The organism is Roseomonas populi (assembly GCF_024594815.1).
Classification (GTDB): domain Bacteria; phylum Pseudomonadota; class Alphaproteobacteria; order Acetobacterales; family Acetobacteraceae; genus Roseomonas; species Roseomonas populi.
The window spans coordinates 71323-94984 of sequence record NZ_JANJOU010000021.1 but is presented as its reverse complement, the minus strand read 5'-3'; the positions used below and the strand labels follow the sequence as shown (position 1 = coordinate 94984).

Here is a 23662-nt window from a genome sequence, read left to right as displayed (position 1 = left end):
GCCCACGCCAGGCGCAACGGCTGAAAACGGCCAGGGAGGGGATAAGGAATTCTCCCCTCCCCGGACCCCACCCCTCATCTTCTTTTTCAAGACTGCCGGGGAATGCGGCCCAGGGGTTTCGCCGAGGCTCCAAGAGCCTCGGCGCGCAACACGTTCCCCAGCCCCAACTCGAAGAAAAAGATGATGGGATCGAAGGCACTGCCTTCGATGGGGAAGAATTCCTTCTTCCCCTGGTCCGGGCGAACGCGAAGCGTTCGTCCCGAGGGCACGGGAGGCAACGCCTCCCGAACACTATCCCCCCGCCGCAGCCCTTCGCCGCCGCAGCACCACCACACCCCCGATCGCGATCGCGATGACGACCAGCGACATCCCCGTCGTCACCGTCCCCAGCGCGTAGATCTCCGGCGTCGTCACCGTCGTCGTCAGCCCCTGCAGTTCCAGCGGCAGCGTGTTCCGCCCCCCGATCGCCTGGCTCGTCCGCGCCACCTCGTCCCAGGACAGCGTGAACCCGAACAGCGCCACACCCACCAGGGAAGGCGCGATGATCGGCAGCACCACATGCCGCAGCGTCCGCCAGGGCGAGGCCCCCAGGTCCCGCGCCGCCTCCTCATAGGCCGGATTGAAGCGATTGAAGACGGCAAACAGGATCAGCAGCCCAAACGGCAGCGTCCAGGTCAGGTGCGCCCCCAGCGCCGAGGAATACAGCCCCGCCGCCGTCTCATACCCCTGCAGGAACCCCCACCCCGTCGCCTCGACCACCGCCTTCACCGCATCGTCCACGATCCGGAACCCCAACCCGATCCCGAGCGACACTACGATCGAAGGCACGATCAAACTCGCCACCGCGACATAGAACAGCGCCGACTGCCCGGCGAACCTCTTGCGGAACGCTAACCCCGCTGGCAGCGCCAGCAGCACCGTCAGCACCATCACCACCGCGCCCAGCCGCAGGGACCGCCCGAAGGCCGCCCAGATATCCACCACCCCCACGCCCTGCCAGAGCTTGGAGAACCAGAAGGTGGACACCCCGTTCATCGGAAAGGTCAGCCCGCCGGACGGCCCCTGGAACGACAGCACCACGATGGCCAGGATCGGCCCGTAGAGGAACAGCACGAACGCCGCGAACAGCGCCGCCAGCCACCAGAACGCCGCCGGCCGCCTCTCCCCACCCTTTCCTGTTCGGGGCCGGTTCACGTCACAGCTCCCGCCGGATATCGACCAGCCGCGTCAGCGCCCAGATCATCAGCAGCACGATCCCCAGCAGCACCACCGCATTGGCCGCCGCGATCGGAAACTGCAGGTAGCTCATCTGCACCTGGATCACCTTCCCGATGGAGGCGATCTGCTGCCCCCCCATGATCCCCACCGTGACGAAATCCCCCATCACGATCGTCAGCACGAAGATGGACCCGATCACGATCCCCGGCTTGCAAAGCGGGATCACCACGTTCCACAGCGTCTGCCACCCGGATGCCCCCGCATCCCGCGCCGCCTCGATCAGCGACCGGTCGATCCGCGCCATCGAGTTGAAGATCGGCACCATCATGAACAGCGTGTAGAGGTGCACGAAGGCCAGAACGACCGAGAACTCCGAATAGAGAAGCCAGTCCAGCGGCGCATCCGTCACCCCCAGCGCCTGCAGCCCCTGGTTCACCAGCCCGTTCCGCCCCAGCAAGGGCACCCAGGCCACCATCCGGATGATGTTGGACGTCCAGAACGGCACCGTGCAGATCAGGAACAGCGCCATCTGCATCGGCACCGTCCGCACATGAAAGGCCAGGAAGTAGGCAATCCCGAACCCCAGCACGAGCGTGCAGGCCCAGGCCATCAGCGCGAAGCGCAACGTGGACAAGTACGTCGCAAAGGTCACGCAAAGGCTCGGCAGCTTCGCGATGCAGCCGTCAAACACCTCCTGATAGTTCTCGAAGGTGAAGCCCGGCTGCAAACTGTACTCATCGTAGTGCCAGAACGAGACCGCCACTGTCAGGCACAGCGGCACGATGAAGAACAGCAGGAACACGATCGCGAAGGGCGCCGCCTGCCAATACGCCGCCCCCCGCGATCGCCGGGGCGCGGCGCGCAAGCCATCAACCACCACCGGCACGCCGCCCCCGTCCATCATCAGGCCGCCCCCTCAGGCAGCAATGAACTCGTTCCACTTCCGGATGAGATAGGTGTTCTCATCCATCACCGCGTTCCAGCAGGCCACCCCACCCATCCGCTGCTCGTAGGACCCGCCGTCGCGCACCGTCCCCGCCTTTTCCAGCAAGGCCCCGTCCGGCGCCTTGATGTCCTGCTCCGCCGGCTTCCCTTCCATCCAGTACGCCCACTCATAGGGCTGCATGTTCGCCTGCGCCGTCTCCAGCACCGCCGAGTAGTACCCCTGCCGGTTCAGGAAGGCCCCCGCCCAGCCCGAGAGGAACCAGTTGATGAACTCATAGGCCGCATCCAGCTTCCGCCCGTCCAGCGTGCGCGGCATGCCGAAACCGGACGCCCAGGCCCGGTACCCTTCCTTCAGCGGCTGGTACGTGCAGGCCACCCCCTGCGAACGCACCTTCGTCACCGCAGGCGACCACATGGACTGGATGACCGTCTCGCCGGAGGCCATCAGGTTCACGCTCTCGTTGAAGTCGGACCAGAAGGCCCGGAACTGCCCGGCCTTCTTCGCCTCCGTCAGCATGGCCATGGTGCGGTCGATCTCCGCCCGGCTCATGTTCCCCTTGTCCGGGTACTTATATTGCCCCGTCGCCTCCATCACCATCGCCGCGTCCATGATGCCGATGGACGGGATGTTGAGGATGGAGGCCTTCCCCTTGAACTGCGGGTTCAGCAGCTCCGCCCAGCTCTCGATCGGCCGCCCGATCAGGTCCGGCCGGATCCCCAGCGTGTCCGCGTTGTAGGTCGTCGGGATCAGCGTCATCCACTCGGTCGGGGATGTCGCCAGGTCCTTGCTGCCGCGCCCGTTGATGAACTGCACCTTCTTCGGCGCCGTCCCCTGCTCGCCCAGCGTCTTGCCGCCCGCCGTCACGCCGCGCGTGAACACCGGCGTGATCTTGTCGAACAGCTTGATCCGCCGCGCCTCGATCCCCTGCAGGTTGCCCGAGGGCAGCACGCGCTTGACCGAGAAATACTCCATGTCCAGCAGGTCGAAGGTGTTCGGCTGCGTCACCGCGCGCCGGATCACGTCGTCCGTCACCACCGGGACGTACTCGATGGTGATCCCCAGGTCCTGCTTCACCTTCGCCGCGATCTCGGCGCTCTGGTTCACCGCCGTGCCCAGGTAGCGCAGCGTCACCGGCTCCTGCGCGTGCACCGCTGGCGCCGCCAACCCGGTCGCCGCCCCCGCAACCGCCAGCCCCGCGCCGGCGCGCAGCAGCCCGCGACGATTCATTCCCGTCATGGCGAGATCTCCTCCAGGGCCGGCCTACCCGCCGGCGGTTGTCCATCACTCAGCGGATGGGCATCGCCCCTGCGCCAGCGCGCGGTCACGATGTCGCCCACCGCGAAAGGCTGGGCGGCGAAGCTGTTGTCCGGCAGCGCCGCGAACACCTCGGGCGCCCGCGCCGCATCCAGCGGCACCAGCCGCAGCTGCACGAAGCTGCCCTGGTACTCCACCGTCTCCACCCGCGCCGGCAGCCCGTCCGCCTCCGCCCCGGCCGAGAGCCGCATCCGGTCCACCCGCACCGCCACCGTGCCGCCGCGCGGCAAGGCGATCACGTTGTGCCCGCCGATGAAGCGCGCCACGAAGGCCGTCCCCGGCCGGGAGAACACCTCGCGCGGCTCGGCCGCCTGCTCGATCCGCCCCCCGTTCATCACCACCACCAGGTCGGAGAGCGCCATCGCCTCCTCCTGGCTGTGCGTGACATGGATGAAGGTGATCCCCAGCTCCGTCTGCAGCCGCTTCAGCTCCGCCCGCACCTGTACCCGCAGGAACGGATCCAGCGCCGAGAGCGGCTCGTCCAGCAACAGCACCGAAGGCTCCGTCACCAGCGCGCGCGCCAGCGCCACGCGCTGCTGCTGCCCGCCCGAGAGCTGCGCCGGCAACCGCGAGGCATAGCCCTCCATCCGCACCAGCGAGAGCATCTCCATCGCCCGCCTGCGCCGCGTCGCCTTGTCCACGCCGCGCATCCGCGGCCCGAAGGCCACGTTGTCCAGGCAGTCCAGGTGCGGGAACAGCGCGTAGGACTGGAACATCATCGCCGTCCCGCGCCCCGCCGGCGGCAGGTGCCCCACCTCGCGCGGCCCGATCAGGATATTGCCGTCGCTCGCCGTCTCGTGCCCGGCGATCATCCGCAGCGTCGTCGTCTTCCCGCAGCCGGAGGGCCCGAGAAGGCAGCAATACGACCCCGCCGGCACCTTCAGGTCGATCGAGTCCACCGCCAGGGCCGCCCCGTAGCGCTTGCTGACCTGGATCAGTTCAACGCTGGCCCCGCGCATCCGCCCCCGCTTCCCCCGGGCCACCGCCCGTTCCGCGGAAGCTACGCAAGGCCCATGCCACGGGAAGCGAAACCATCCCCCGCCGCTTGCCCCTCCCCGGTCACGGGACTAGCGTCCGCGCCAAGGGAGAGAGCGACAGGACGCATCGCGGGCCATGCTGCTGCAGCAGATCCGGTGCCTCGTCGCCGTCGCCGAAGCCGGCAGCTTCACCGCCGCCGCCGCCATCCTGAACCTCTCCCAGCCCGCCCTCGGCGGCCATGTCCGCAACCTCGAAGCCCAGCTCGGCACCCGCCTGCTGGATCGCCACTCCCGCGGCGTCGCCCTCACCCCCGCCGGCCAGGCCTTCCTCACCGAAGCCCGCGCCGTCCTCTCCGCCGTGGACCGCGCCCGCGCCGCCGTGCACCCCTTCATCGGCCGCACGGAGATGCAGGTCGCCCTCGGATTCACTCCCACCTCCGGCCGAACCCTCGTCCCCGACCTGCTCACCGAAGCCGCCGCCCGCCTCCCCGACCTACGCCTCCACCTCCGCCACGGCCTCTCGGACGACCACCGCCGCAACCTCCTCGCCGGCCATGAGCTCGCCGCCGCCTTCTGCTACGATCCCGAACCGCACGAGACCCTGAACATTCACCCCCTCTACGAGGAAGACCTCTTCCTCGTTGGCACCCCCGACCTCGTGGATCGCACCGCCGGCCCCATCCCCCTCGCGGAAACGGCAAGCCTCCCCCTCGTCCTGGACCACCGCTTCCACGGCGCCCGCCGCATCATTGAGGCCGCCGCCTCGACCGCCGGCATCCGCCTCAACATCGGCCTGGACGTGGAACCGGCCGAGGTGAAGCGCGCCCTCGTCATGCGCCGCACCCACTGCACCATCGTCCCCTACGGCCTTTTCATGGAGGAGATCGCCGGGGGCCTGATGGGCGCCCGGCGCATCACCGCCCCCGCCATCCACCGCACCCTCTCCCTCGCCATCCGGCGCACCCTGCCCAGCACCATGGCCCTGCAACTCCTCGGCCTCGTCCGCTCCATCGCCCAACGCAAGATCGCGGACGGCACCTACGGATGGCGCTCGCCCGGCGTTCATCACTGACCCGGCCATGGCGGTCGATGGCCAGGGAGAGGAAGAAGGAATTCTTCCTCTCCCCGGACCCCTCACCATCATCTTTTTTTCGAGTTGGAATCACCCGGCTGTCGGTGCGCCTGAGGTCGACGACCTTAGGCGACTGCAAGGGTAGGAAAGGGGCCCTTCACGAAGAACAACAGCGCAAGTCCGTCCCCGCGGCAGCCAGACGGGGGTCCAGGGGCCTCAGGCCCTTGGTGGGGGTTCCAGGGGGCAAAGCCCCCTGGTCCCGGACAGCGCAGAAGCCTCGCCTCACGCCGCGCTGATCTTCGCCTCCCGGATCACCCGCTCCCACCGCCGCAGGTCGTCCCCGATCAGCCGCGCAAAGGCCTCAGGCGTCCCCCCGGCCGCGACCATCCCCTGCGCCTGCAGCGCCGTGCGCGTCGCCGGCTCCGCCAGCCAGGCGTTGCAGTCGGCATTCAACCGGGACACCAGCTCCCCTGGCATCCCCGCAGGCCCAAGCAGCCCGTACCACAGCCCCACCGGCGGCATGGCCAGCCCGGCCTCGGCGATGGTCGGCAGGTCGGGCGCCGCTGCGGCCCGCGCCGCGCCGCCCACGGCCAGCATGCGGATCTGCCCGGCCTGGGCCAGGGGCAATGCGGTGTGCACGGGCAGGAACATCATGCCCACGCGCCTGCCGATCAGGTCCTGCACGGCGGGCGCGGAACCGCGATAAGGCACGTGGTTCAGCTCCAGCCCCGCCGTCAGCGCGAACAGTGCCATGGAGAGGTGCTGCGGCGTCCCGTTCCCCGGGGATGCGTAGTCCACCCGCCCGGGGTTGGCCCGTGCGTACTCCACCACGCCCCTCACGTCCCGCGCCGGAAAGTCCGGCTGCACCGCCAGGGCCAGCTCGGCGGTGGTCATCTTGATGATCGGCGCGAAGCTGCCCACGGGGTCGTAGGGTACCTGCTGGAATAGGCTCGGATTGATGACGAAAGCATTGCCCTGCATCATCAGCATGCGCCCGTCCGGCGCGGCCCGCGCCACCGCCTGGCTGCCGATGTTCCCGCTCGCCCCCGCGCGGTTGTCCACCACCACCGCCTGCCCGAGCCTCCCGGACAGGTAGGGCGAGAGCAGCCGCGCCAGGATGTCGTGCCCGGTCCCCGGCGTGTAGGGCACGACAAGGCTCACCGGCCCGTCCGGCAGGCGCTGCTGCGCCCCCGCCCTGGGCGCCGCCACCGGCAGGAGAGAGGCCGTGGCGAGGAACCGCCTGCGGGTGACCATCTCCGCTTCCTCCATTCTCGTTCTTCCGGGTGCCCGCCGGGGCGGCGCCGATCAGCGCGCCACGGTCAGCACGTCGGGGTCAGCACGTCGGGGTCAGCGCGCCAGGGTCAGCGCGCCGAAGTCAGCGCGTCAGGCCGAACAGCGCCTGCGCGTTGCGGAAGCTGATCTTGTCCCGGGCCTCCTGTGAGAGGTCGAGGGATTCCAGGATGGCGATGGTGTCGCGGATGTAGCCCGGCCCCCGCTCGGGATCGAAGGGCGAGTCCGAGGCGAACAGAACCTTGTCCTCCCCGTAGTACTCCAGCCCGCAGATCGTCGCGGGCCGGGACCCGAACACGGCCGTATCCGCGTAGAAGTCCTTGAAATACTCCGCCGGGCGGCGCTTCAGCCGCTTCAGCACCCCGCTCAGGTCCTCATCCGTGGTGCGCTTGCCCAGCTGGTCCCAGCCCGGCCCCACGCGCCCTTCGAAGTACGGCACCATGGCGCCGAGGTGGTGCGCCAGCACCTTCAGCTTCGGCAGCCGGTCCATGAAGCCGGAGAAGACCAGCCGCGCCATCGCCGCGCTCGTCTCGTAGGGCCAGCCAAAGGTCCACCAGATCTCGTAGCGGGACTTATCCTCCGTCGCGTAGTCCGGCATGCTGGACCCGCGGGAGGGATGCAGCAGCACCGGCTTCCCGTGCCGCGCCGCCGCCTCGAAGATCGGGAAGAACCGCTCCTCGTCCAGCGGCGCGCCGTTGACGTTGCTGTGGATCTGCAGCCCGTTCGCGCCCAGCTCCGTGAAGGCCCGCTCCGCTTCCCGCACCGCCAGCTCCGGCGCGTTCATGGGCAGGGAGGCGACGAAGCCCGCGAAGCGGTCGGGATAGTCGCGCACCAGCTCGGCCATGCCGTCATTGCCCAGCCGCGCCAACTCCAGCGACTCCTCCGGCGTCCCCAGCGCCTCCAAAGGCGGCATGCCCAGGGAGATCACCTGCGAGTAATCGTGGTGCCCGAACTGGTCCATCACCCGGAAGCGCTCGTCCAGGTCGTAGATCGCGGGAATGCCGCGCATCCGGCTCCCGATGTCCCGCGCAGCACCCTCGGAGGCGAGCATCCGCTCCCAGATCGCCTTGGGAAAGAAGTGGTTGAAGGCGTCGATGTAGCGCATGGCCCGGTTCCTCCCGCGTCGCGCCCCTTATCCCGCCGCCTCTCCCGCCCCCGCCAGAACGCTTTGCCGCGCCTTGCCATAAGTCCCGCTTACAGCTCCGCCCGCCGGCCGCTGTCGCGGCAGGGCCGGACAGCCTACCCGCCCCTGGCCCGCCACCAGACAGCAAGCGCCGCGTCATAGGGCAGCGCCGGCATCTCCCGCAGCCGCCAGCGCCATTCGGAGAACCCCGGCCCCGCCTTCGCCGCCGCCCCGCGCCCCAGGCGCAGGCCCAGCAGCCGCAGCACCGCCGCGCAACGCGGCAGATGGTACCCGGAGGACACGGGATGCACCGTCCCCTCCCATCCCCGCAGCATCCGCGCCACCGCCCGGGCGGAGGAGAGCGTGTCCGTCCCCGTCGGCTCCTCCTCGATGCGCGCGGGGTCGATCCCCCAGTCCCGCAGCAGCTTCGCCATCACGCTGGACTCGGTCGGCCCGTGCCGCCCCTGCCCGCCGGTCGGGATGAACCGCGCTTCCCCGCCCAGCCGCTCCCCCAGTTCCACCGCCGCCGTCACCCGCCGCCGCATGGTCTCGCTCGGCCGCGAATCCTGCCGCACCGCCGCCCCGAAGATAACGATCGCCTGCCCGCTCAAGCGGAGGGCGCCGCCAGCAGCAGCCGGTTCATCGGCTCCATCGCCGCTCGCAGGGCCGCGAAGTCCCGCGCCGCCTGCGCGGCGGGGGCCGGCACATCGGCCACCACCTCCGCCACGGTCCTCTTCCCGTCCACCCGGTTGAGGATCGCCCCTGCCAGCGGCGGCATCGGCAGCACCACCCGCAACCCATCAAAGGTCACGGGTAGCCCCCCGTTGCGGATGCCCTTGGCCCATTCCGCCCCCGTCCCGCTCCGCAGCACCGGCACCGCCCCCGGCGCGTCCCAGTCCGCCCGAACCTCCGGATCCGCCGCCCGCGCCAGGTAGGCGATATGAATCCCCATATTCCCTGCCAGCGCCTCCGCCAGCGCCGCCCGCTCGATCATGGACATCCCCGCCGTCCGTGCCCGCAGCTTCGGATCCGGCAGCAGGGGATCAGGATCATACCGAAGCGGCTCCACCAGGCAGGCGATCCGCATCCCAGCCCCCGTCACCAGCTCCACCAGCTGCGGCACCGTATAGGCCTGGTCCCGAGGGTTCAGCAGCAGATCATACAACCCCGGATCTCCCCCGCCCTGAGGCAGCGGCAGATGATCCGTGATCCAAGGGTTCTTCCGCATCCACGCCGTTTCCGGCAGATGCCGCATCACCCGCTTGGCGATGTCCACCCGCGCCGCCGGCGTCTCGGAAGGGGGCGCAATCCGCCGCAGCGCCTCCTGCAGCATGTACACGCCCGTGCGCCCGTGCGGCGCATAGACCATGATCCCCATCCCGCCCCCGGGGTTCAGCACCCCGGCAAGGTTCCGCAGCCCGGCATCCGGGTCCGGCAGGTGGTGCAGCACCCCGCAGCAATCCACATAGTCGAAGGTCCCGAGATCGGCGGGCATGTCGAGGATCGACCCCTCCACGAACCGGATGTTGGAAAGCCCCCGCGCCGCCGCCCGCGCCTCCGCCACCTTCCGCGCCGCCCCGGACCGATCGAGCCAGACAACCTCCCCCGGCCGCCCCGCCCAGGCCATCTGCTGCGCCAGCATGACCGCCCCGTCCCCGGTGCCCCCGCCCGCCACCAGCGCCCGCAACGGCAGGGAAGCCGCCCGCCGCGCCCCGAACACCCAGTGGTCCACCTCCGCCAGGTGCGAAGGGCTCCCCACGATCAGCCGGCGCGCCTCATCCCGAGGATCCCGCGCCGGATAGGGCAGCGCCTCGTACTGCGCGGCAAGCTGGGCATCGGTCGCATCGCTCATGCCCCCGGGAATAAGGCCCCCGCCCCACCCGCGAAAGCCCGGCCCCGCCCTTGCATGGCCCTGGGCCAACCGGAAAGGCCCCTCCCATGCTCCCCGGCATCGGCCACAACGGCGGCCCGCCCCTGGAGGAAGCTCCAGGCGCCACCGCCCGCCTCCTCCTCTGGCGCCAAGCCCACAGGAAGGCATGGAAAACTCCGCCCCGCGAGATCGCACTCCGCCGCCTCGCCCGCGCCGAAGCCCTCGGCATGACCTACCGGGAATACGCCCTCGAGATCATGGAGCGCGGCCGCCACCTCTGACGCCGCGCCCCCGGGCGGACCGCCGCGGCAGTTCAGCCCGCAGCCCAAAGCACCACGGCCCGCGCGGGCGGGCCGGGCCGGGCCGCCCTAAAGCAGCCCCTCCTTCGTCGCGTTCACCGGCTTGTCCTCCCGCATCGCCCGCTTCTGCCGCCGCAACTGCTTGGCCACCCGCTCCAGCGCCGTGGAGAACGCCGTGTAGGCGTTGTCGGCGTGCTCCCCATGCCCGTCGAAGAACAGCCCGCGCGCCGCATGGACCCGGATGTTGCACCCGAACCCCGCCCCCTTCCCGCCGGGGGAAAAGGTCACGGTGATGTCCTCCGCCCCGTCGAAATACTTGTCGGAAAGACGGGAAGCCTGCTCCGTCGCATGCGCCCGCAACGCCTCGCCCAACTCCATCTGATGGCCTGAGACGATGATCCGGCCCTCGTTCGTCACATCCGCCGGTGCCGCCATGCCACAATCCTCCTGACTTCATTCGGTAGAACGGGAAGAACGCCCCACCCCGCCCCGCGTTGTCCCCCGCGCGAAGATGACCGCCCCCATGCGGGATGGGCGGTTGAAGCCGCCCCCAATGGAGGACTATCTCCGGGGCCATGATCCGCCACGCCCCCGCCCTCGCGCTCGCCGCCCTCGCGGCCCTGGCTCTCGCCACCCCGGCCACCGCCCAGCGCGGCGCACGCCAGGCCCCGGCCGCGGAACAGCCAGCCCAGTCGGGCGGCCAAGCGGGCAGCCAGTCCGGCAACAGCCCCCAGCGCCTCGGCACCTTCGGGGAGTGGACCGCCGCCACCCACACGGAAGCCAGCGGCAAGGTCTGCTACGCCTTCACCCGCATGGAGGGCCGCAACAACACCCTCCTCACCGTCACCCACCGCGCCCAGGGCCGCGACCAGGTCTCGCTCCGCATCGGCCGCGCCTTCCCGCGCAACGCCGAGGTCAAGGTGGACGTCGGCAACAACGACCTGGACTTCTACACCTCCGGCGAGAACGCCTTCGCCCGCGACGGCCGCGCCACCGTCGCCGCCTTCCGCAACGGCCGCGACGCCGTCGCCAAGTCCCCCGCCCCGAACAACCGCAGCACCACCGAGACCTTCCCCCTCAGCGGCTTCACCGCCGCCTACGAGGCGATCTCGAAGGAGTGCCCCCCCGGATCCTCCTCCCGCCGATGAACGCCGAAACGCCGACCATCCCCGCGCCCGCCCCCCTCACGGCCACGGCCTCCCTCACGGAGGCCGAGCGCACCCGCATCCTCGCCAAGTCCGCCCTCTTCGCCCCCCCGGCGCAGGTGGACGAGAGCGGCCGCCGCGACCTCGTCGGCCTCTCGCGGGAGGAACTCGCGCAGGCCGTGGCCGAAATCGGCGAGAAGCCCTTCCGCGCCAAGCAGATCTGGCACTGGATCTACCACCAGGGCACCCGCGACTTCGCGGCCATGTCCAGCATCGCCAAGCCCCTCCAGGCCAAGCTAGCGGAACACTTCACCATCGGCCGCCCCACCGTCACCACGGAACAGACCAGCACCGACGGCACCCGCAAATGGCTCCTCCAGATGCGGGACCGCCAGCAGGTCGAAACCGTCTACATCCCCGATGACGACCGCGGCGCCGTCTGCATCTCCACCCAGGTCGGCTGCACCCTCTCCTGCCGCTTCTGCCACACCGGCACCCAGAAGCTCGTCCGCAACCTCTCCCCGGGCGAGATCGTCGGCCAGTTCATGGCCGCCCGCGACAGCTACGGCGAATGGCCCACGCCCAATGACGAGCGCCGCCTCGTCTCCAACATCGTCGTCATGGGCATGGGCGAACCCCTATACAATTACGAGAACCTCGCCCAGGCCCTGAAGATCGTCATGGACGGCGAGGGCATCGCCCTCTCCCGCCGCCGCATCACCCTCAGCACGAGCGGCGTCGTCCCCATGATGGACCGCGCCGGCGCCGAGCTCGGCGTCAACCTCGCCGTCTCCCTCCACGCCGTCACCAACGAGCTGCGGGACGAGATCGTCCCCCTCAACCGCAAATACCCCATCGAAGAGCTGATGGCGGCCTGCCACCGCTACCCCGGCGCCTCCAACGCCCGCCGCATCACCTTCGAGTACGTCATGCTGGACGGCATCAACGACAGCGAGGCCGAGGCCCGCGAGCTCGTCCGCCTCCTCCACGGCCTCCCCGCGAAGGTGAACCTCATCCCGTTCAACCCCTGGCCCGGCTCCCCCTACGCCACCTCCAAGCGCGCCCAGATCGAGCGCTTCGCCAACATCCTCAACGATGCCGGCTACGCCTCCCCCGTCCGCCGCCCCCGCGGCAAGGACATTATGGCCGCCTGCGGCCAGCTGAAGACCGAGAGCGAGCGCCAGAGGAAGGCCGCCCCGGCCGCCTGAAACGAGAGCAGGGGGAGAACGGATCTCCCCCTGCCCCCTCTCTCCCCTGTAAGAACTCCGCAGCCGTCCCGGCCGGGCCTCAGCCCGCCCCGGCCCGCCGCCGCGCGCGCGAGGCCCCGACCAGCCCCACCAGCCCAACGGCCAGCAACCCCAGCGAGGCCGGCTCCGGCACGCGCACGATCTGCCCGCGGATCTCCCCGCTGGCGAACTGCACCGTGTGGAAGTTGATGTAGGCCAGCCCCGCCAGGATGTTCGGCAGCTGCGCCGCCAGCGTCGTGTTGTTCCCCTCCGTCAGGTCCCACTTGGTCGTGACGGTCCCGCCCACCCCGTTCACCAGGGCCGTCACGATCGTGTCCGTCGGGTTGGTGTCGTTGAACGGCGTCCCGATGAACCCCCACACCACGCCCGCCGTCGCCCCGGGCGGGGCCGCCGCGTGGATATGCGCCACCGTCAGGTTGTCGTTCACATCGGTCGTCTGCGACCCCGTGAAGTCGATGTTGGAGACCGACATCTGCATCGTCAGCGCGGTCTGCGCGTCGTTCAGCTCAAGCGTGGCCGTCCCGAAGGAGGTCGGCCGCGGGGCGCCGGTGGTGGTGGTCGGCACCGTCGGCGGAACCTCCTGCGAGTTGGTCAGCGTGGCGCTGAACAGCAGCCCTGCATGGGCCTGGCCTGCCAGGAGCAAGGTGAGCGGCAGGGCAGCGAGCAAAGGACGAAGACGCATGGGCAGTGTCCTCCCTTGGCGTGGTCGTCCGTTGCTGGACGATCCGTCCGGACGGGCTTGGCCGGGGGGCGGAGCCGTTCCGGATTCGTGACGATAGGGGGAGCCGGGGGTGGGGTGGGCGACACGGTTTCGCGAGTGGGGGGCGGCGCTCTTGGCTCCGATCCGTTCATCTTCCTCATGGGACGCGCCCTGCCCGAAGCCCTTTCCGGAGTTGGCGCCGAGCTCGGCGTCAACCTCGCCGTCTCCCTCCACGCCGTCGCCAACGAGCTGCGGGACGAGATCGTCCCCCTCAACCGCAAATACCCCATCGAAGAGCTGGTGGCGGCCTGCCACCGCTACCCCGGCGCCTCCAACGCCCGCCGCATCACCTTCGAGTACGTCATGCTGGACGGCATCAACGACAGCGAGGCCGAGGCCCGCGAACTCGTCCGGTTGCTCCAGGGGCTGCCGGTGAAGGTGAACCTCATCCCGTTCAACCCCTGGCCGGGGTCGCCCTATGCGAATGCTTGACTAAGAGTATTTTTTCCTATACAACCAGAGCGGTAGCAGGAGCCCGCTCTGATGTGTTCCCTCACCCCACCCCGCTCCTTCGCCCCCCTCACCGACCTCCAGTGGCACGCCCTCCTCCCCTACGTCCTCCCCCGCTCCCCCCAGGGCCGCCGCACCGCTGATCTCCGCCACCGCATGAACGCCATCTTCCACCTCGCCCACACACCGGGCGATGCGTGGAAAACCCTCCCCTCCAGCTACGGCAACGCCCAAACCGTCGCCCGCTTCTTCCGCCGCCTCACCCATGGCGGCCTCTGGCACCGCCTCCTCGAAGCCCTGGCCGATTGCGCCCCCAACCACCCGCTGCGTCAGATCGAATACGCCATCTGCCGCGCCACCCGCCGCGCCGCCCGCCTCGGCGGCATGCCCCTTCTCCTGCTCATCAGGAAATTGGGCCTAAGAACCGCCCTAAACGGCCCGCCCTGGCTCCTGCCGGATCCCCTTTTGTCCGAAATGCTCGCCCGCTGCCCGCCACCCCGCTTCGCGGCCACGAAGGCGGCGGTCGCGGCGGCAAGGCAGCACCTCAAATCCATGGCCTGGCTCGCAAGGGCGGCGCTCGGCCGCAAATCCATGCCCCGGGTGGTCCGCTATGGCTGGCCGTAACCTGCCCACCCCCGCCACGGCGCCCAGCATCCCACCGTCCCGCGTCCTGCGTCGCGGGTGGGGCGGGACAACGCTGCGCGTTGCCCTGGTGCCTCACCCGGCCTCCACACGGGCGGCAGCGCTTCGCGCCGCGCTCGCAGCGCATCGGCTGCGGCAAGCCTCTGGCTTGCCCCGGCCGCTGCGCTGCGGCACATCCCGCCGGATTTCTCCCGCGGAAGGCGCATTCCCATGCCCGTGAAAGACGTGAAGAAGGTCGTCCTCGCCTACTCCGGCGGGCTGGACACCTCCGTCATCCTCAAATGGCTCCAAACCACCTACAGCGCTGAAGTCGTCACCTTCACCGCCGATCTCGGCCAGGGTGAGGAACTCGGCCCGGCCCGGGAAAAGGCCCGCCTCCTCGGCATCAAGGAGGAGAACATCTTCATGGACGACCTGCGTGAGGAATTCACGCGGGACTTCGTCTTCCCGATGTTCCGCATGAACGCGCTGTACGAGGGCTGCTACCTCCTCGGCACCTCCATCGCCCGCCCCCTCATCGCCCAGCGCCAGATCGAGATCGCGGAGAAGGTCGGGGCAGACGCCGTCTCCCACGGCGCCACCGGCAAGGGCAACGATCAGGTCCGGTTCGAGATCGCCTACTACGCCCTGAAGCCAGACGTGAAGGTCATCGCCCCCTGGCGCGAATGGGACCTCACCTCCCGCACCCGCCTCATCCAGTTCGCGGAAGAACACCAGATCCCCATCGCCAAGGACAAGCGCGGCGAAAGCCCCTTCTCCGTCGATGCCAACCTCCTCCACAGCAGCTCCGAAGGTAAGGTGCTGGAGGAGCCGTGGGACGAGCCGCCCGAGATCGTCTGGCAGCGCACCGTCTCCCCAGTCGATGCCCCGGACAAGGTCACGGAAATCACCATCCGGTTCGAGCGCGGCGACGCCGTCGCGATCAACGATGAAGCCATGTCTCCCGCCACCCTGCTCACCCGCCTGAACACGCTCGGCAAGGAGAACGGGATCGGCCGCCTGGACCTGGTGGAGAATCGCTTCGTCGGCATGAAGTCCCGCGGCGCCTACGAAACCCCCGGCGGCACCATCCTCTACACCGCCCACCGCGCGATGGAATCCATCACCCTGGATCGCGAAGCTGCCCACCTGAAGGACAGCCTCATGCCCCGCTACGCGGAGCTGATCTACAACGGCTTCTGGTTCTCCCCGGAACGCCGCATGATCCAGGCCATGGCCGATGCCTCCCAGGCCTCCGTGTCAGGCGAGGTCCGCCTGAAGCTCTACAAGGGCAACACCATCGTCACCGGCCGCCGCAGCCCCCACAGCCTCTACTCGATGAAGCACGTCACGTTTGAGGAAGACCAGGGCGCCTACGACCAGTTCGACGCCCAGGGCTTCATCAAGCTGAACGCGCTGCGCCTGCGCCTCGGCGCCATGGCCGGCCGCAAGGGCGGCGCTCTCTGATGCGCCGGGCCGCGGGGCAACCCCCCGCGGCCCCCCGCACCCCGCAAACGTCCCAAACCACCCCCGGCCCCCGCCGGACCACCACTCCCCAACCCCGCACCCGCCGGACCGCCACCCCCGAACCCGGCACCCACCGGAACACCACCTTCCAACCCGGCACCCCGCCGCGCCGCCACGCCCACCCGGCCTTGCCACCTCCCCGCGCGAGCAACCCCACCTGCCACCGTCCCACCCCCAACGGGCTGGACGCGGCCGCCCAGCCGGAATACCGCCTCCCCCGCCCGGCCCCCGCGCCAGGGCGGCCCGCAACGCGCCCCGGATCGGCAGCGGCGATGCGCCCTGAGGAGAACCAGCCATGATCCCCCGCCCCAACCGCGCCGGCATCATCGCCGCCCTGGACACGGGCAGCCCGGAACAGGCGGAACGCTGGGCGGATGCGCTGTCCCCCCATGTCGGTTGCCTGAAGCTCGGCCTGGAATACTTCGTCGCCAACGGCCCCGCCGCCATCGCCCGCATCGCCGCGAAGGCCCCGATCTTCCTGGACCTGAAGTTCCACGACATCCCGAACACCGTCGCCGGCGCCGTCCGCTCCGCCTGCGCCCTCCGCCCCGCCATGCTCACCATCCACGCCGGCGGTGGCCCTGCCATGGTGGAGGCCGCCCGCCGCGCCGCCGAGGAGTACGGCCCGGACCGCCCCGCCATCCTCGCCGTCACCGTCCTCACCAGCACCGATGCCGCCACCCTCGCCGCCACCGGCGTCTCCGGCGGCCCCGCCCAGCAGGTCCTCCGCCTCGCCCGCCTAGCACTGGACGCCGGCGCCGACGGCCTCGTCTGCTCACCCCGCGAAGTCCCCCTCATCCGCGCCGCCCACGGCACGCAGCCCCTGCTCGTCGTCCCCGGCATCCGCCCCGCCGGCAGCGCCGCCGACGACCAGTCCCGCATCGCCACCCCCCAGGAAACGGCGGATGCCGGCGCCGACTGGCTGGTGATCGGCCGCCCCATCACCGCCGCCCCGGATCCCGCCGCCGCCGCCGCCGCCATCGCGGAGTCCCTCCGCCCATGACCCTCGCCAAGATTTGCGGCCTCACCGACACCCCCGGCCTGGACGCCGCGCTCCAGGGCGGCGCCGACATGATCGGCCTCAACTTCTTCCCTCCCTCCCCCCGCTACCTCTCGCCCGAGGCAGCCGCCGCCCTCTCCGCCCACATGCCCGCGCAGGAGGACGGCGCCCCCCTCCGCGTCGGCCTCTTCGTGGACGCCACCGACGACGCCATCGCCGCCGTCCTCGCCGCCGTGGACCTGGACATGCTCCAACTCCACGGCGAGGAAACGCCGGAGCGCACCGCCGCCCTGCGAACCCGCTTCTCCCTGCCCGTCATGAAGGTCCTGGGCATCGCCACCCCCGCCGACCTCGACGCGCTGGAGACCTACGCCCCCGTCGCCGACGCCTTCCTGCTGGACGCCAAGGCCCCGCCCGGCGCCCCCCTGCCCGGCGGCAACGCAACCACCTTCGACTGGTCCCTCCTCTCCGGCCGCCCCATTCCCCGCCCCTGGCTCCTCGCCGGCGGCCTGACGCCGGACAACGTGGCCGAGGCCGTCCGTGCTACCGGCGCGCCGGGCGTGGACGTCTCCTCCGGCGTGGAGCGGGCGCGCGGCGTGAAGGACTCGGCCCGGATCGCGGCCTTCCTGCGCGCGGCGCGGGGAACATGACCGCCGCCACCCCCGGGAGGCTCCGCCTCCCGAACCCTCCGCCGGGGGAAGAAGGAGTCCTTCCCCCAGACCCCCATCATCTTCTTCTAGCCGTTGGTCCTGGGGAGACATGCCCCGCGCCGAGGCTCATGGAGCCTCGGCGAACCGCCAGCCGCGCCTTCCACGGCAGTCTCTCAGAAGGAGATGAGGGGTGGGGTTCCAGGGGAGGGGAGAATTCCTTCTCCCTCCCCCTGGGGCAACCCGCGTGAAGCCCTCTCACATCGCCCTCGCGCTGCTCACCACCGCGCTCTGGGGCTTCAACTTCGTCATGATCCGGGTGGCGCTGGATTCCGGCATGCCGCCGCTGCTGATGGCGGCGCTGCGCTTCGTGATCGCCGCCATCCCCGTGCTGTGGCTGCCCCGGCCGATGATCACCACGGGGCGGCTGCTGGCGATCGGCGCTTTCCTCTTCGTCGGGCAGTTCGCGCTGCTGTTCACGGGAATGGCGGCGGGGATGCCGCCGGGGCTGGCCTCGGTCACGCAGCAGTCACAGGCCTTCATGACCGGGCTGATCGCCGCGGCGGTACTGCGGGAGCGGCCGACCCCCCGCACCATCGCCGGAATGGGTGTAGCCTTCCTGGGGTTGGGGCTGATCGCGAGCACAGTGGGCGGTGGCGGAGTGACGGCGCTCGGGCTGGGGCTATGCCTGGCAAGCGCGGCCTGCTGGGCAGTGGGGAACGTGCTGCTGCGCGGTGCGGGCAGGACCGGGGATGCGCTGGGGCTGATGTCCTGGATGAGCCTGGTGCCCATCCTGCCCCTGTCCGCCATGTCCCTGGCGCTGGAGGGGCCGGACACGGTGGCCCATGCGCTGACGCACCTTCAATGGGGCGGGGTGGCGGGGGTGCTCTATGTCGCGGTGGCCGCCACCTCCATCGGCTATGGCATCTGGGGGTTCCTGATGGCCCGCTACCCGGCCACCACGGTCGCCCCCTTCGCGCTGCTGGTGCCGATCACGGGCGCGGCCTCCGCGGCGCTGGTGCTGGGTGAGAGCTTCGGGCCGGTCCGCCTGGCGGGGATGGCGCTGGTACTGGCGGGATTGGGAATCGGGGTCCTGCGATGGCGGCGTGACCCCGCCCCCGCCGCACGCTAAGACCCCCTCGCCCGTAATTTCGGGCCAACCACGCACGGGAGACTGCCGCCGTGAACAAGCCCCTCCCCAATTCCCTCCGCATGGGTCCGGACAGCCGCGGCCGCTTCGGCGAGTTCGGCGGCCGCTTCGTGGCCGAGACGCTGATGCCGAACATCACGGAGGTGCAGGAGGCCTACGACGCGGCGCGGAAGGACCCGGAATTCGAGCGGGAATGGCGGCGGCTGCTGAAGGACTATGTGGGCCGCCCTTCCCCGCTCTGGTTCGCGGAGCGGCTGACGAACCACCTGGGCGGCGCGAAGGTCTACCTGAAGCGCGAGGAGCTGAACCACACCGGCGCCCACAAGATCAACGCGGTGATCGCGCAGATCATGCTGGCGAAGCGCATGGGCAAGACACGCATCATCGCGGAGACGGGCGCGGGGCAGCACGGCGTGGCCACCGCCACGGCCTGCGCGCTGTTCGACCTGCCCTGCACCGTCTTCATGGGCGCGACCGACGTGGAGCGGCAGAAGCCCAACGTGTTCCGCATGAAGCTGCTGGGCGCGGAGGTGAACGCCGTGACCTCCGGCTCCGCCACGCTGAAGGACGCGATGAACGAGGCGCTTCGCTACTGGGTCGCGAACGTGGAGGACACCTACTACTGCATCGGCACCGTCGCCGGCCCCGCGCCCTATCCGCAGATGGTGCGGGACTTCCAGTGCGTGATCGGGGATGAGACGAAGGAGCAGTGCCTGGCGATCGAGGGACGGCTGCCGGACGTGGTGGTCTGCGCCGTCGGCGGCGGTTCCTCCGCGATGGGGATCTTCCATCCGTTCCTGGACGATGCCGAGGTGAAGCTGGTGGGTGTAGAGGCGGCGGGGCGCGGGATCGAGTCCGGCGCCCATGCCGCGGCCATCAACGGCGGCGCGCCGGGCGTGCTGCACGGGAACAAGACCTACCTGCTGCAGGACCGGCACGGGCAGATCACGGAGGCGCACTCCATCTCCGCCGGGCTGGATTATCCGGGCATCGGGCCGGAGCATTCCTGGCTGCACGAGATCGGGCGCGTGGAGTACGTGGCGGCGACCGATGACGAGGCGCTGGACGCCTTCCAGCTCTGCTCCAGGCTGGAAGGGATCATCCCCGCCCTGGAATCCGCCCACGGCCTGGCAGAGGTGATCAAGCGCGCCCCGACCATGCCGAAGGATTCCATCATCGTCCTCAACCTCTCCGGCCGGGGTGACAAGGACATTTTCACGGTGGCCCACCACATGGGGGTGGAGATCTGATGAGCGAGACGAACCCCGCGGCGGAGGGCTGCGTCGAGCCCGTGCCGGGCGGGCGCATCGCCCGGCGCTTCGCCAAGCTGCGCGCGGAAGGGCGCGGCGCGCTGATGCCCTTCCTGGAAGCCTACGACCCCGATCCGGCGACGAGCATGGCCATCCTGCGCGGCATGCCCGGCGCCGGCGCGGACCTGATCGAGATCGGCGTGCCCTTCACCGATCCCGCCGCCGATGGCCCGACCGTGCAGAAGGCCGGGCAGCGCGCGCTGAAGGCGGGCGGCACGCTGGCCGGCGCGCTGGCCATGGCGCGCGACTTCCGGCGCGACGACGAGGACACGCCGCTGGTGCTGATGGGGTACCTGAACCCCATCCTCGCCTACGGACCGGAGCGCTTCTGCGAGGATTGCCGCTGCTCCGGCGTGGACGGCCTGATCATCGTGGACATGCCGCCGGAGGAGGCGGACGAGGTGCAGCCCTTCGCCCACGGGCTGGACATGGTCCGGCTGGTGGCGCCCACCACCCTGGAATCGCGGCTGCCGGCCGTGCTCGATGGGGCGAGCGGCTTCATCTACTACGTCGCCATCACCGGCATCACCGGCACGCGCTCCGCCGAGGCGGCGGACCTGGCGGCGGCCATCCCGCGCATCCGGGCGGCGACCGACCTGCCCGTAGCGATCGGCTTCGGGGTGCGGACGCCGGCCCAGGCGGCGGATGCGGTGCGAGTGGCGGATGGCGCCGTCGTCGCCTCCTCCCTCATCGAGATCCTGGCGGGGACGCTGGACGAGGACGGGCGTGCCACGAAAGGCACGGTGCGCGCGGTGCTGGACGGGGTGCGGGCCCTGGCGGAAGGCGTACGCGGGGCGCGGGAGTAGGCTGGTCCGGTTCTGGGCTGGCGGTCTGTCCCGGGGAGAGGAAGAAGGAATTCTTCCTCTCCCCGGACCCCTCACCATCATCTTTTTCTTCGAGTTGTCCTGAACGTTGCTGACGGTGCGCCTCGGCTCGTGGAGCCGAGGCGACTGCAAGGGCAGGATAGGGACCCTCACCGGAGACCCCGTCTCAAACCAGTCTCCGCGGTAGCCCGATGCAGGTCCGGGAGGCTCAGCCTCCTGGCGGGGATCCAAGGGGCGGAGCCCCTTGGGGCCGGCGGACCGCCGCTACCGCCGCAGAGGCGGCCCGAGGAACTCCACGCCCCAGCGAGCGCCGAAGCTGTTCAGCACGTCGCGCGCCGGGATACCGCCGCGCATCAGCGCGCCCATGCCGGTGAAGAAGCCCAGGGCATCCATGCCCGGCAGGATCTGGATGGTCTGGCGGGCGGGGGCGTCGGTGAGGTTCAGGAAGGCGTGGGCGGCGCCGCCGGGGATGCAGACCACGTCGCCGGCACCCGCCTCGAAGCGGCGGCCGTCCACCTCGAAGAGGTAGCGGCCCTGGAGGACGCGGAAGACTTCCGTCTCACCGTGGCGGTGCAGGGGTGGGCCGTGGCCGGGGGCGTTCTCGGTATCGATCACGGTCAGGACGCCGCCCGACATTTCCGGCGGCAGGCGGACGCGGAGCGAGAGGCCGATCTCCGGCACCAGGATGGGCGGCTCCTCCGCGAGGGAGTGCCAGGGGTGGAAGGCCACGCGCAGTTCTCCGATTCCCGCGCGCAGGGTAGCGCAGTCCTGCGCCCTACACCTCCGTGCGGCGGAGGAGGTAGTCCAGCCCGCCCACGCGGAACCATCGGTAGCCGTAGGGCTCCATCAGGATGCGGTGGTGCTTGCCGTCGCCCGGTTCGCTGTGGTCCTCCGAGAGGAGATTGATCAGCAGACTGTCGTGGGAGCCGGACGCGCCGGGGTCGATGTCGATCTCGCGCGGCTCGGCGCCCAGGTTGTGGACGAAGAGCACGGAGTTGCCGCGCCAGTCGTAGCGGATGGCGAGGATGTCGTTCGCGCCCGTCGTTACCACCTCGTAGTCGCCCGAGCCGATCTCCGGGATCTCCTTCCGCATGCGGATCACGCGCTCCGTCCAGTTGAGGAGGGAGGCGGGGTCACGGCGCTGGGCGGCGACGTTCAGGTGCTCGAACCCGTAGGGGCCGCCGGAGATGACGGGGTTGGGCGGCTTTCCGTGCTTCGTGAAGCCGCCATGGGGCTCCGTTGACCACTGCATCGGCGTGCGGGCGCATTCCCGCTCGGGCAGGGAGAGGTCGTCGCCCATGCCGATCTCGTCGCCGTAGCGGATTACGGGGGTGCCGGGCAGGGTGAGCATGAGGCTCGTCGCCAGCTCGTAGCGGCGGCGATCGCCCTTCAGCATGGGGGCCAGGCGGCGGCGGATGCCGCGGTCGTAGAGCTGCATGGACTTGTCGGGGCCGAAGGCGTCGAACACCGTTTGGCGCTGGCGCTCCGTCAGGCGGCCGAGGTCCAGCTCGTCGTGGTTGCGCAGGAACATGCCCCATTGCGCGGTGGCGGGCTTGCCGCGCGTCTTCTCCAGCGCCTTGGCTAGCGGGCGGCTGTCGGCACTGGCGAGCGCGTAGAACAGGTGCTGGTTGACCTGGAAGTTGAACATCATGTGCATGCGGTCGCCGTCCTCGCCGAAGTATTCCTGGTCGGTCTTCGGCAGGACGTTGGCCTCGGCGAGGATGATGGCGTCGCCCTTTCGCCACTGCAGGAACTCGCGGAGGGAGCGGAGCATGTCGTAGCGCTCCACGGGCTTCGTGACCTCCGCGCCCTTTTTCGCGATCACGAAGGGCACGGCATCCATGCGGAAGCCGGAGACGCCCAGTTCCAGCCAGAAGCCCATGATCTTCAGGATCTCGGCCTGAACATGCGGGTTCTCGGTGTTGAGGTCGGGCTGGAACTCGTAGAAGCGGTGGAAGTAGTAGAGGCCTGCGGCCGTGTCGCGCGTCCAGGTGGTTTTCTGCACGCCGGGGAAGACCACGCCGTCGGCAGCGTTCGCGGGGCGCTTGTCGGACCACACGTACCAGTCCCGGTACTTCGAGTGCGGGTCGCGCCGCGCCTGCTGGAACCAGGGGTGCTGGTCCGAGGTGTGGTTGACGACGAGGTCGATGATCACGCGCATGCCGCGCTGGTGGCAGCCATGGGTGAACTCCACGAAATCGCCAAGCGTGCCGTAGCGCGGATCGACACCATAGTAGTCCGTGATGTCGTAGCCGTTGTCCTTCTGCGGGGAAGGCTGGAACGGCATGAGCCAGATGCAGGTGACGCCGAGGCCCTGGATGTAGTCCAGCCGGCGCGTCAGCCCCTCGAAGTCGCCGACGCCGTCGCCGTTGGCGTCCATGTAGCTCTCGACGGAGAGGCAGTAGACGACCGCGTTCTTGTACCAGAGGTCGTTGATCATCCGCGCCGCCCTGTCTGCCAGGGGGCGAAACCGGCTGTCCGGTCCTGGGTTTCGCGGCGGGCGCCGTGGATGGGGGTTCCTTCCGGCCGCGCCTGGGGCAAGGGCTGCGTGCGGAAGCACGAAAGGGGCCGCCGGCGGTCCGGCAGCCCCTCTCATCACCAGCTGGGAAGGCTTACCCGTGCTGGCCGGCGCCGCCCGTCGCGCCGCTCGTCTCCAGCAGCCTCAGCGCGGCGGCCCCGGCATCGTAAGTGGTGGCAGGATGGCGCGGGCCGAGCAGGCCACGCTCGGAGGAATCATAGGACCCGTAGGCGGAGCCGCCCTCATAGGGGGAGGAGCCCTCGGCAGCCAGGGCGCCATGGGCAAGCCCGGCCCCGGCCAGCACGGCCACGAGGCCGAGGGCCCGGATCGTCTTGAAAGCGGACATGATGCATA

At 70.2% G+C, this 23662-nt stretch carries 24 protein-coding genes and 1 pseudogene; 12 read left to right on the top strand and 13 right to left on the bottom strand.

Features of this window, described 5'->3' with window-relative positions:
- Positions 1 to 291: 291 nt before the first annotated feature.
- Genes NRP21_RS20925 through NRP21_RS20910 form a run of 4 tightly spaced genes read right to left on the bottom strand, consistent with a single transcriptional unit; the run spans position 292 to position 4437 of the window.
- On the bottom strand, positions 292 to 1194 hold the full coding sequence (locus tag NRP21_RS20925; protein WP_257718176.1) for an ABC transporter permease: 903 nt from the start codon (positions 1192 to 1194) through the stop codon (positions 292 to 294).
- 1 nt (position 1195) lies between these two features.
- A complete protein-coding gene (locus NRP21_RS20920; protein WP_257718175.1) occupies positions 1196 to 2122 on the bottom strand; it encodes an ABC transporter permease in 927 nt (308 codons plus the stop codon).
- 12 nt (positions 2123 to 2134) lie between these two features.
- Positions 2135 to 3400 (bottom strand): ABC transporter substrate-binding protein, encoded by a 1266-nt coding sequence (locus NRP21_RS20915; RefSeq protein ID WP_257718174.1) that lies wholly within the window; start codon positions 3398 to 3400, stop codon positions 2135 to 2137.
- Positions 3397 to 4437, bottom strand: a complete 1041-nt coding sequence (locus NRP21_RS20910; RefSeq protein ID WP_257718173.1) for an ABC transporter ATP-binding protein — start codon at positions 4435 to 4437, stop codon at positions 3397 to 3399. Before NRP21_RS20910 ends, NRP21_RS20915 begins: the two co-directional genes overlap by 4 nt.
- Before the next feature lie 154 nt (positions 4438 to 4591).
- Between NRP21_RS20910 and NRP21_RS20905 the strand changes: the two genes are divergently transcribed.
- Positions 4592 to 5527 carry a LysR family transcriptional regulator gene (locus NRP21_RS20905; protein WP_257718172.1) on the top strand — a complete coding sequence of 312 codons (936 nt, stop codon included), beginning with the start codon at positions 4592 to 4594 and terminating at the stop codon, positions 5525 to 5527.
- A gap of 282 nt (positions 5528 to 5809) precedes the next feature.
- Here NRP21_RS20905 and NRP21_RS20900 read toward each other — a convergent pair whose 3' ends face one another.
- The 4 genes from NRP21_RS20900 to NRP21_RS20885 all read right to left on the bottom strand — a co-directional run bounded on the left by NRP21_RS20900 (position 5810) and on the right by NRP21_RS20885 (position 9792).
- Positions 5810 to 6781: a Bug family tripartite tricarboxylate transporter substrate binding protein gene (locus tag NRP21_RS20900; RefSeq protein WP_257718171.1), complete on the bottom strand. Its 972-nt coding sequence runs from the start codon at positions 6779 to 6781 to the stop codon at positions 5810 to 5812.
- A gap of 121 nt (positions 6782 to 6902) precedes the next feature.
- Positions 6903 to 7922 (bottom strand): amidohydrolase family protein, encoded by a 1020-nt coding sequence (locus NRP21_RS20895; protein WP_257718170.1) that lies wholly within the window; start codon positions 7920 to 7922, stop codon positions 6903 to 6905.
- Positions 7923 to 8056: 134 nt separating this feature from the next.
- Positions 8057 to 8551, bottom strand: coding sequence for a YdcF family protein (locus tag NRP21_RS20890; RefSeq protein ID WP_257718169.1), 495 nt, complete (start codon positions 8549 to 8551; stop codon positions 8057 to 8059).
- Positions 8548 to 9792 (bottom strand): class I SAM-dependent methyltransferase, encoded by a 1245-nt coding sequence (locus NRP21_RS20885; RefSeq protein ID WP_257718168.1) that lies wholly within the window; start codon positions 9790 to 9792, stop codon positions 8548 to 8550. The genes NRP21_RS20890 and NRP21_RS20885 overlap by 4 nt, the downstream gene beginning before the upstream one ends.
- Positions 9793 to 9878: 86 nt before the next feature.
- On the opposite strand from NRP21_RS20885, the gene NRP21_RS20880 reads away from it, so the two are divergent.
- Positions 9879 to 10091 carry a hypothetical protein gene (locus tag NRP21_RS20880; RefSeq protein WP_257718167.1) on the top strand — a complete coding sequence of 71 codons (213 nt, stop codon included), beginning with the start codon at positions 9879 to 9881 and terminating at the stop codon, positions 10089 to 10091.
- Positions 10092 to 10178: 87 nt separating this feature from the next.
- Here NRP21_RS20880 and NRP21_RS20875 read toward each other — a convergent pair whose 3' ends face one another.
- Positions 10179 to 10544 (bottom strand): HPF/RaiA family ribosome-associated protein, encoded by a 366-nt coding sequence (locus NRP21_RS20875; RefSeq protein ID WP_257718166.1) that lies wholly within the window; start codon positions 10542 to 10544, stop codon positions 10179 to 10181.
- A 140-nt stretch (positions 10545 to 10684) separates the two neighbouring features.
- On the opposite strand from NRP21_RS20875, the gene NRP21_RS20870 reads away from it, so the two are divergent.
- The gene (locus NRP21_RS20870) at positions 10685 to 11257 is read left to right on the top strand and encodes an invasion associated locus B family protein (RefSeq protein ID WP_257718165.1); all 573 of its coding nucleotides are present in this window, start codon (positions 10685 to 10687) and stop codon (positions 11255 to 11257) included.
- Positions 11254 to 12462 (top strand): 23S rRNA (adenine(2503)-C(2))-methyltransferase RlmN, encoded by a 1209-nt coding sequence (gene rlmN, locus NRP21_RS20865; RefSeq protein ID WP_257718164.1) that lies wholly within the window; start codon positions 11254 to 11256, stop codon positions 12460 to 12462. The genes NRP21_RS20870 and rlmN overlap by 4 nt, the downstream gene beginning before the upstream one ends.
- Before the next feature lie 79 nt (positions 12463 to 12541).
- Here the strand turns inward: rlmN and NRP21_RS20860 are convergent, their stop codons facing one another.
- Positions 12542 to 13183 (bottom strand): CHRD domain-containing protein, encoded by a 642-nt coding sequence (locus tag NRP21_RS20860; protein ID WP_257718163.1) that lies wholly within the window; start codon positions 13181 to 13183, stop codon positions 12542 to 12544.
- Positions 13184 to 13288: 105 nt separating this feature from the next.
- On the opposite strand from NRP21_RS20860, the pseudogene NRP21_RS20855 reads away from it, so the two are divergent.
- From NRP21_RS20855 to trpA, 8 genes and pseudogenes are all read left to right on the top strand, one after another.
- Positions 13289 to 13681: pseudogene (locus NRP21_RS20855) on the top strand (23S rRNA (adenine(2503)-C(2))-methyltransferase RlmN); the annotation flags it as partial.
- Between the two features lie 63 nt (positions 13682 to 13744).
- Entirely contained in the window at positions 13745 to 14335 is a 591-nt protein-coding gene (locus NRP21_RS20850) for a transposase (protein ID WP_257718162.1), read from the top strand.
- A gap of 228 nt (positions 14336 to 14563) precedes the next feature.
- On the top strand, positions 14564 to 15799 hold the full coding sequence (locus NRP21_RS20845) for an argininosuccinate synthase (protein WP_257718161.1): 1236 nt from the start codon (positions 14564 to 14566) through the stop codon (positions 15797 to 15799).
- Between the two features lie 355 nt (positions 15800 to 16154).
- Positions 16155 to 16862 (top strand): orotidine-5'-phosphate decarboxylase, encoded by a 708-nt coding sequence (gene pyrF / locus NRP21_RS20840; RefSeq protein WP_257718160.1) that lies wholly within the window; start codon positions 16155 to 16157, stop codon positions 16860 to 16862.
- The gene (locus tag NRP21_RS20835) at positions 16859 to 17509 is read left to right on the top strand and encodes a phosphoribosylanthranilate isomerase (RefSeq protein ID WP_257718159.1); all 651 of its coding nucleotides are present in this window, start codon (positions 16859 to 16861) and stop codon (positions 17507 to 17509) included. Before pyrF ends, NRP21_RS20835 begins: the two co-directional genes overlap by 4 nt.
- Positions 17510 to 17753: 244 nt before the next feature.
- The gene (locus tag NRP21_RS20830) at positions 17754 to 18638 is read left to right on the top strand and encodes an EamA family transporter (protein WP_257718158.1); all 885 of its coding nucleotides are present in this window, start codon (positions 17754 to 17756) and stop codon (positions 18636 to 18638) included.
- 50 nt (positions 18639 to 18688) lie between these two features.
- Positions 18689 to 19906, top strand: coding sequence for a tryptophan synthase subunit beta (gene trpB, locus NRP21_RS20825; RefSeq protein ID WP_456300245.1), 1218 nt, complete (start codon positions 18689 to 18691; stop codon positions 19904 to 19906).
- Entirely contained in the window at positions 19906 to 20772 is an 867-nt protein-coding gene (trpA, locus tag NRP21_RS20820) for a tryptophan synthase subunit alpha (protein WP_257718157.1), read from the top strand. Before trpB ends, trpA begins: the two co-directional genes overlap by 1 nt.
- Positions 20773 to 21054: 282 nt before the next feature.
- Here the strand turns inward: trpA and NRP21_RS20815 are convergent, their stop codons facing one another.
- From NRP21_RS20815 to NRP21_RS20805, 3 genes are all read right to left on the bottom strand, one after another.
- Entirely contained in the window at positions 21055 to 21519 is a 465-nt protein-coding gene (locus tag NRP21_RS20815; RefSeq protein ID WP_257718156.1) for a cupin domain-containing protein, read from the bottom strand.
- Between the two features lie 46 nt (positions 21520 to 21565).
- Positions 21566 to 23230, bottom strand: coding sequence for an alpha-amylase family protein (locus NRP21_RS20810; RefSeq protein WP_257718155.1), 1665 nt, complete (start codon positions 23228 to 23230; stop codon positions 21566 to 21568).
- A gap of 172 nt (positions 23231 to 23402) precedes the next feature.
- Positions 23403 to 23654 (bottom strand): hypothetical protein, encoded by a 252-nt coding sequence (locus NRP21_RS20805; RefSeq protein ID WP_257718154.1) that lies wholly within the window; start codon positions 23652 to 23654, stop codon positions 23403 to 23405.
- Positions 23655 to 23662 lie beyond the last annotated feature (8 nt).

What these genes read in the sequence shown, in the direction of transcription:
- NRP21_RS20920 (WP_257718175.1), bottom strand. Translation starts at nt 2,122, where the DNA reads ATGATGGACGGGGGCGGCGTGCCGGTGGTGGTTGATGGCTTGCGCGCC.
- NRP21_RS20915 (WP_257718174.1), bottom strand. Translation starts at nt 3,400, where the DNA reads ATGACGGGAATGAATCGTCGCGGGCTGCTGCGCGCCGGCGCGGGGCTG.
- NRP21_RS20910 (WP_257718173.1), bottom strand. Translation starts at nt 4,437, where the DNA reads ATGCGCGGGGCCAGCGTTGAACTGATCCAGGTCAGCAAGCGCTACGGG.
- NRP21_RS20905 (WP_257718172.1), top strand. Translation starts at nt 4,592, where the DNA reads ATGCTGCTGCAGCAGATCCGGTGCCTCGTCGCCGTCGCCGAAGCCGGC.
- NRP21_RS20900 (WP_257718171.1), bottom strand. Translation starts at nt 6,781, where the DNA reads ATGGTCACCCGCAGGCGGTTCCTCGCCACGGCCTCTCTCCTGCCGGTG.
- NRP21_RS20895 (WP_257718170.1), bottom strand. Translation starts at nt 7,922, where the DNA reads ATGCGCTACATCGACGCCTTCAACCACTTCTTTCCCAAGGCGATCTGG.
- NRP21_RS20885 (WP_257718168.1), bottom strand. Translation starts at nt 9,792, where the DNA reads ATGAGCGATGCGACCGATGCCCAGCTTGCCGCGCAGTACGAGGCGCTG.
- NRP21_RS20880 (WP_257718167.1), top strand. Translation starts at nt 9,879, where the DNA reads ATGCTCCCCGGCATCGGCCACAACGGCGGCCCGCCCCTGGAGGAAGCT.
- NRP21_RS20875 (WP_257718166.1), bottom strand. Translation starts at nt 10,544, where the DNA reads ATGGCGGCACCGGCGGATGTGACGAACGAGGGCCGGATCATCGTCTCA.
- NRP21_RS20870 (WP_257718165.1), top strand. Translation starts at nt 10,685, where the DNA reads ATGATCCGCCACGCCCCCGCCCTCGCGCTCGCCGCCCTCGCGGCCCTG.
- rlmN (WP_257718164.1), top strand. Translation starts at nt 11,254, where the DNA reads ATGAACGCCGAAACGCCGACCATCCCCGCGCCCGCCCCCCTCACGGCC.
- NRP21_RS20860 (WP_257718163.1), bottom strand. Translation starts at nt 13,183, where the DNA reads ATGCGTCTTCGTCCTTTGCTCGCTGCCCTGCCGCTCACCTTGCTCCTG.
- NRP21_RS20850 (WP_257718162.1), top strand. Translation starts at nt 13,745, where the DNA reads ATGTGTTCCCTCACCCCACCCCGCTCCTTCGCCCCCCTCACCGACCTC.
- NRP21_RS20845 (WP_257718161.1), top strand. Translation starts at nt 14,564, where the DNA reads ATGCCCGTGAAAGACGTGAAGAAGGTCGTCCTCGCCTACTCCGGCGGG.
- pyrF (WP_257718160.1), top strand. Translation starts at nt 16,155, where the DNA reads ATGATCCCCCGCCCCAACCGCGCCGGCATCATCGCCGCCCTGGACACG.
- NRP21_RS20835 (WP_257718159.1), top strand. Translation starts at nt 16,859, where the DNA reads ATGACCCTCGCCAAGATTTGCGGCCTCACCGACACCCCCGGCCTGGAC.
- trpA (WP_257718157.1), top strand. Translation starts at nt 19,906, where the DNA reads ATGAGCGAGACGAACCCCGCGGCGGAGGGCTGCGTCGAGCCCGTGCCG.
- NRP21_RS20810 (WP_257718155.1), bottom strand. Translation starts at nt 23,230, where the DNA reads ATGATCAACGACCTCTGGTACAAGAACGCGGTCGTCTACTGCCTCTCC.
- NRP21_RS20805 (WP_257718154.1), bottom strand. Translation starts at nt 23,654, where the DNA reads ATGTCCGCTTTCAAGACGATCCGGGCCCTCGGCCTCGTGGCCGTGCTG.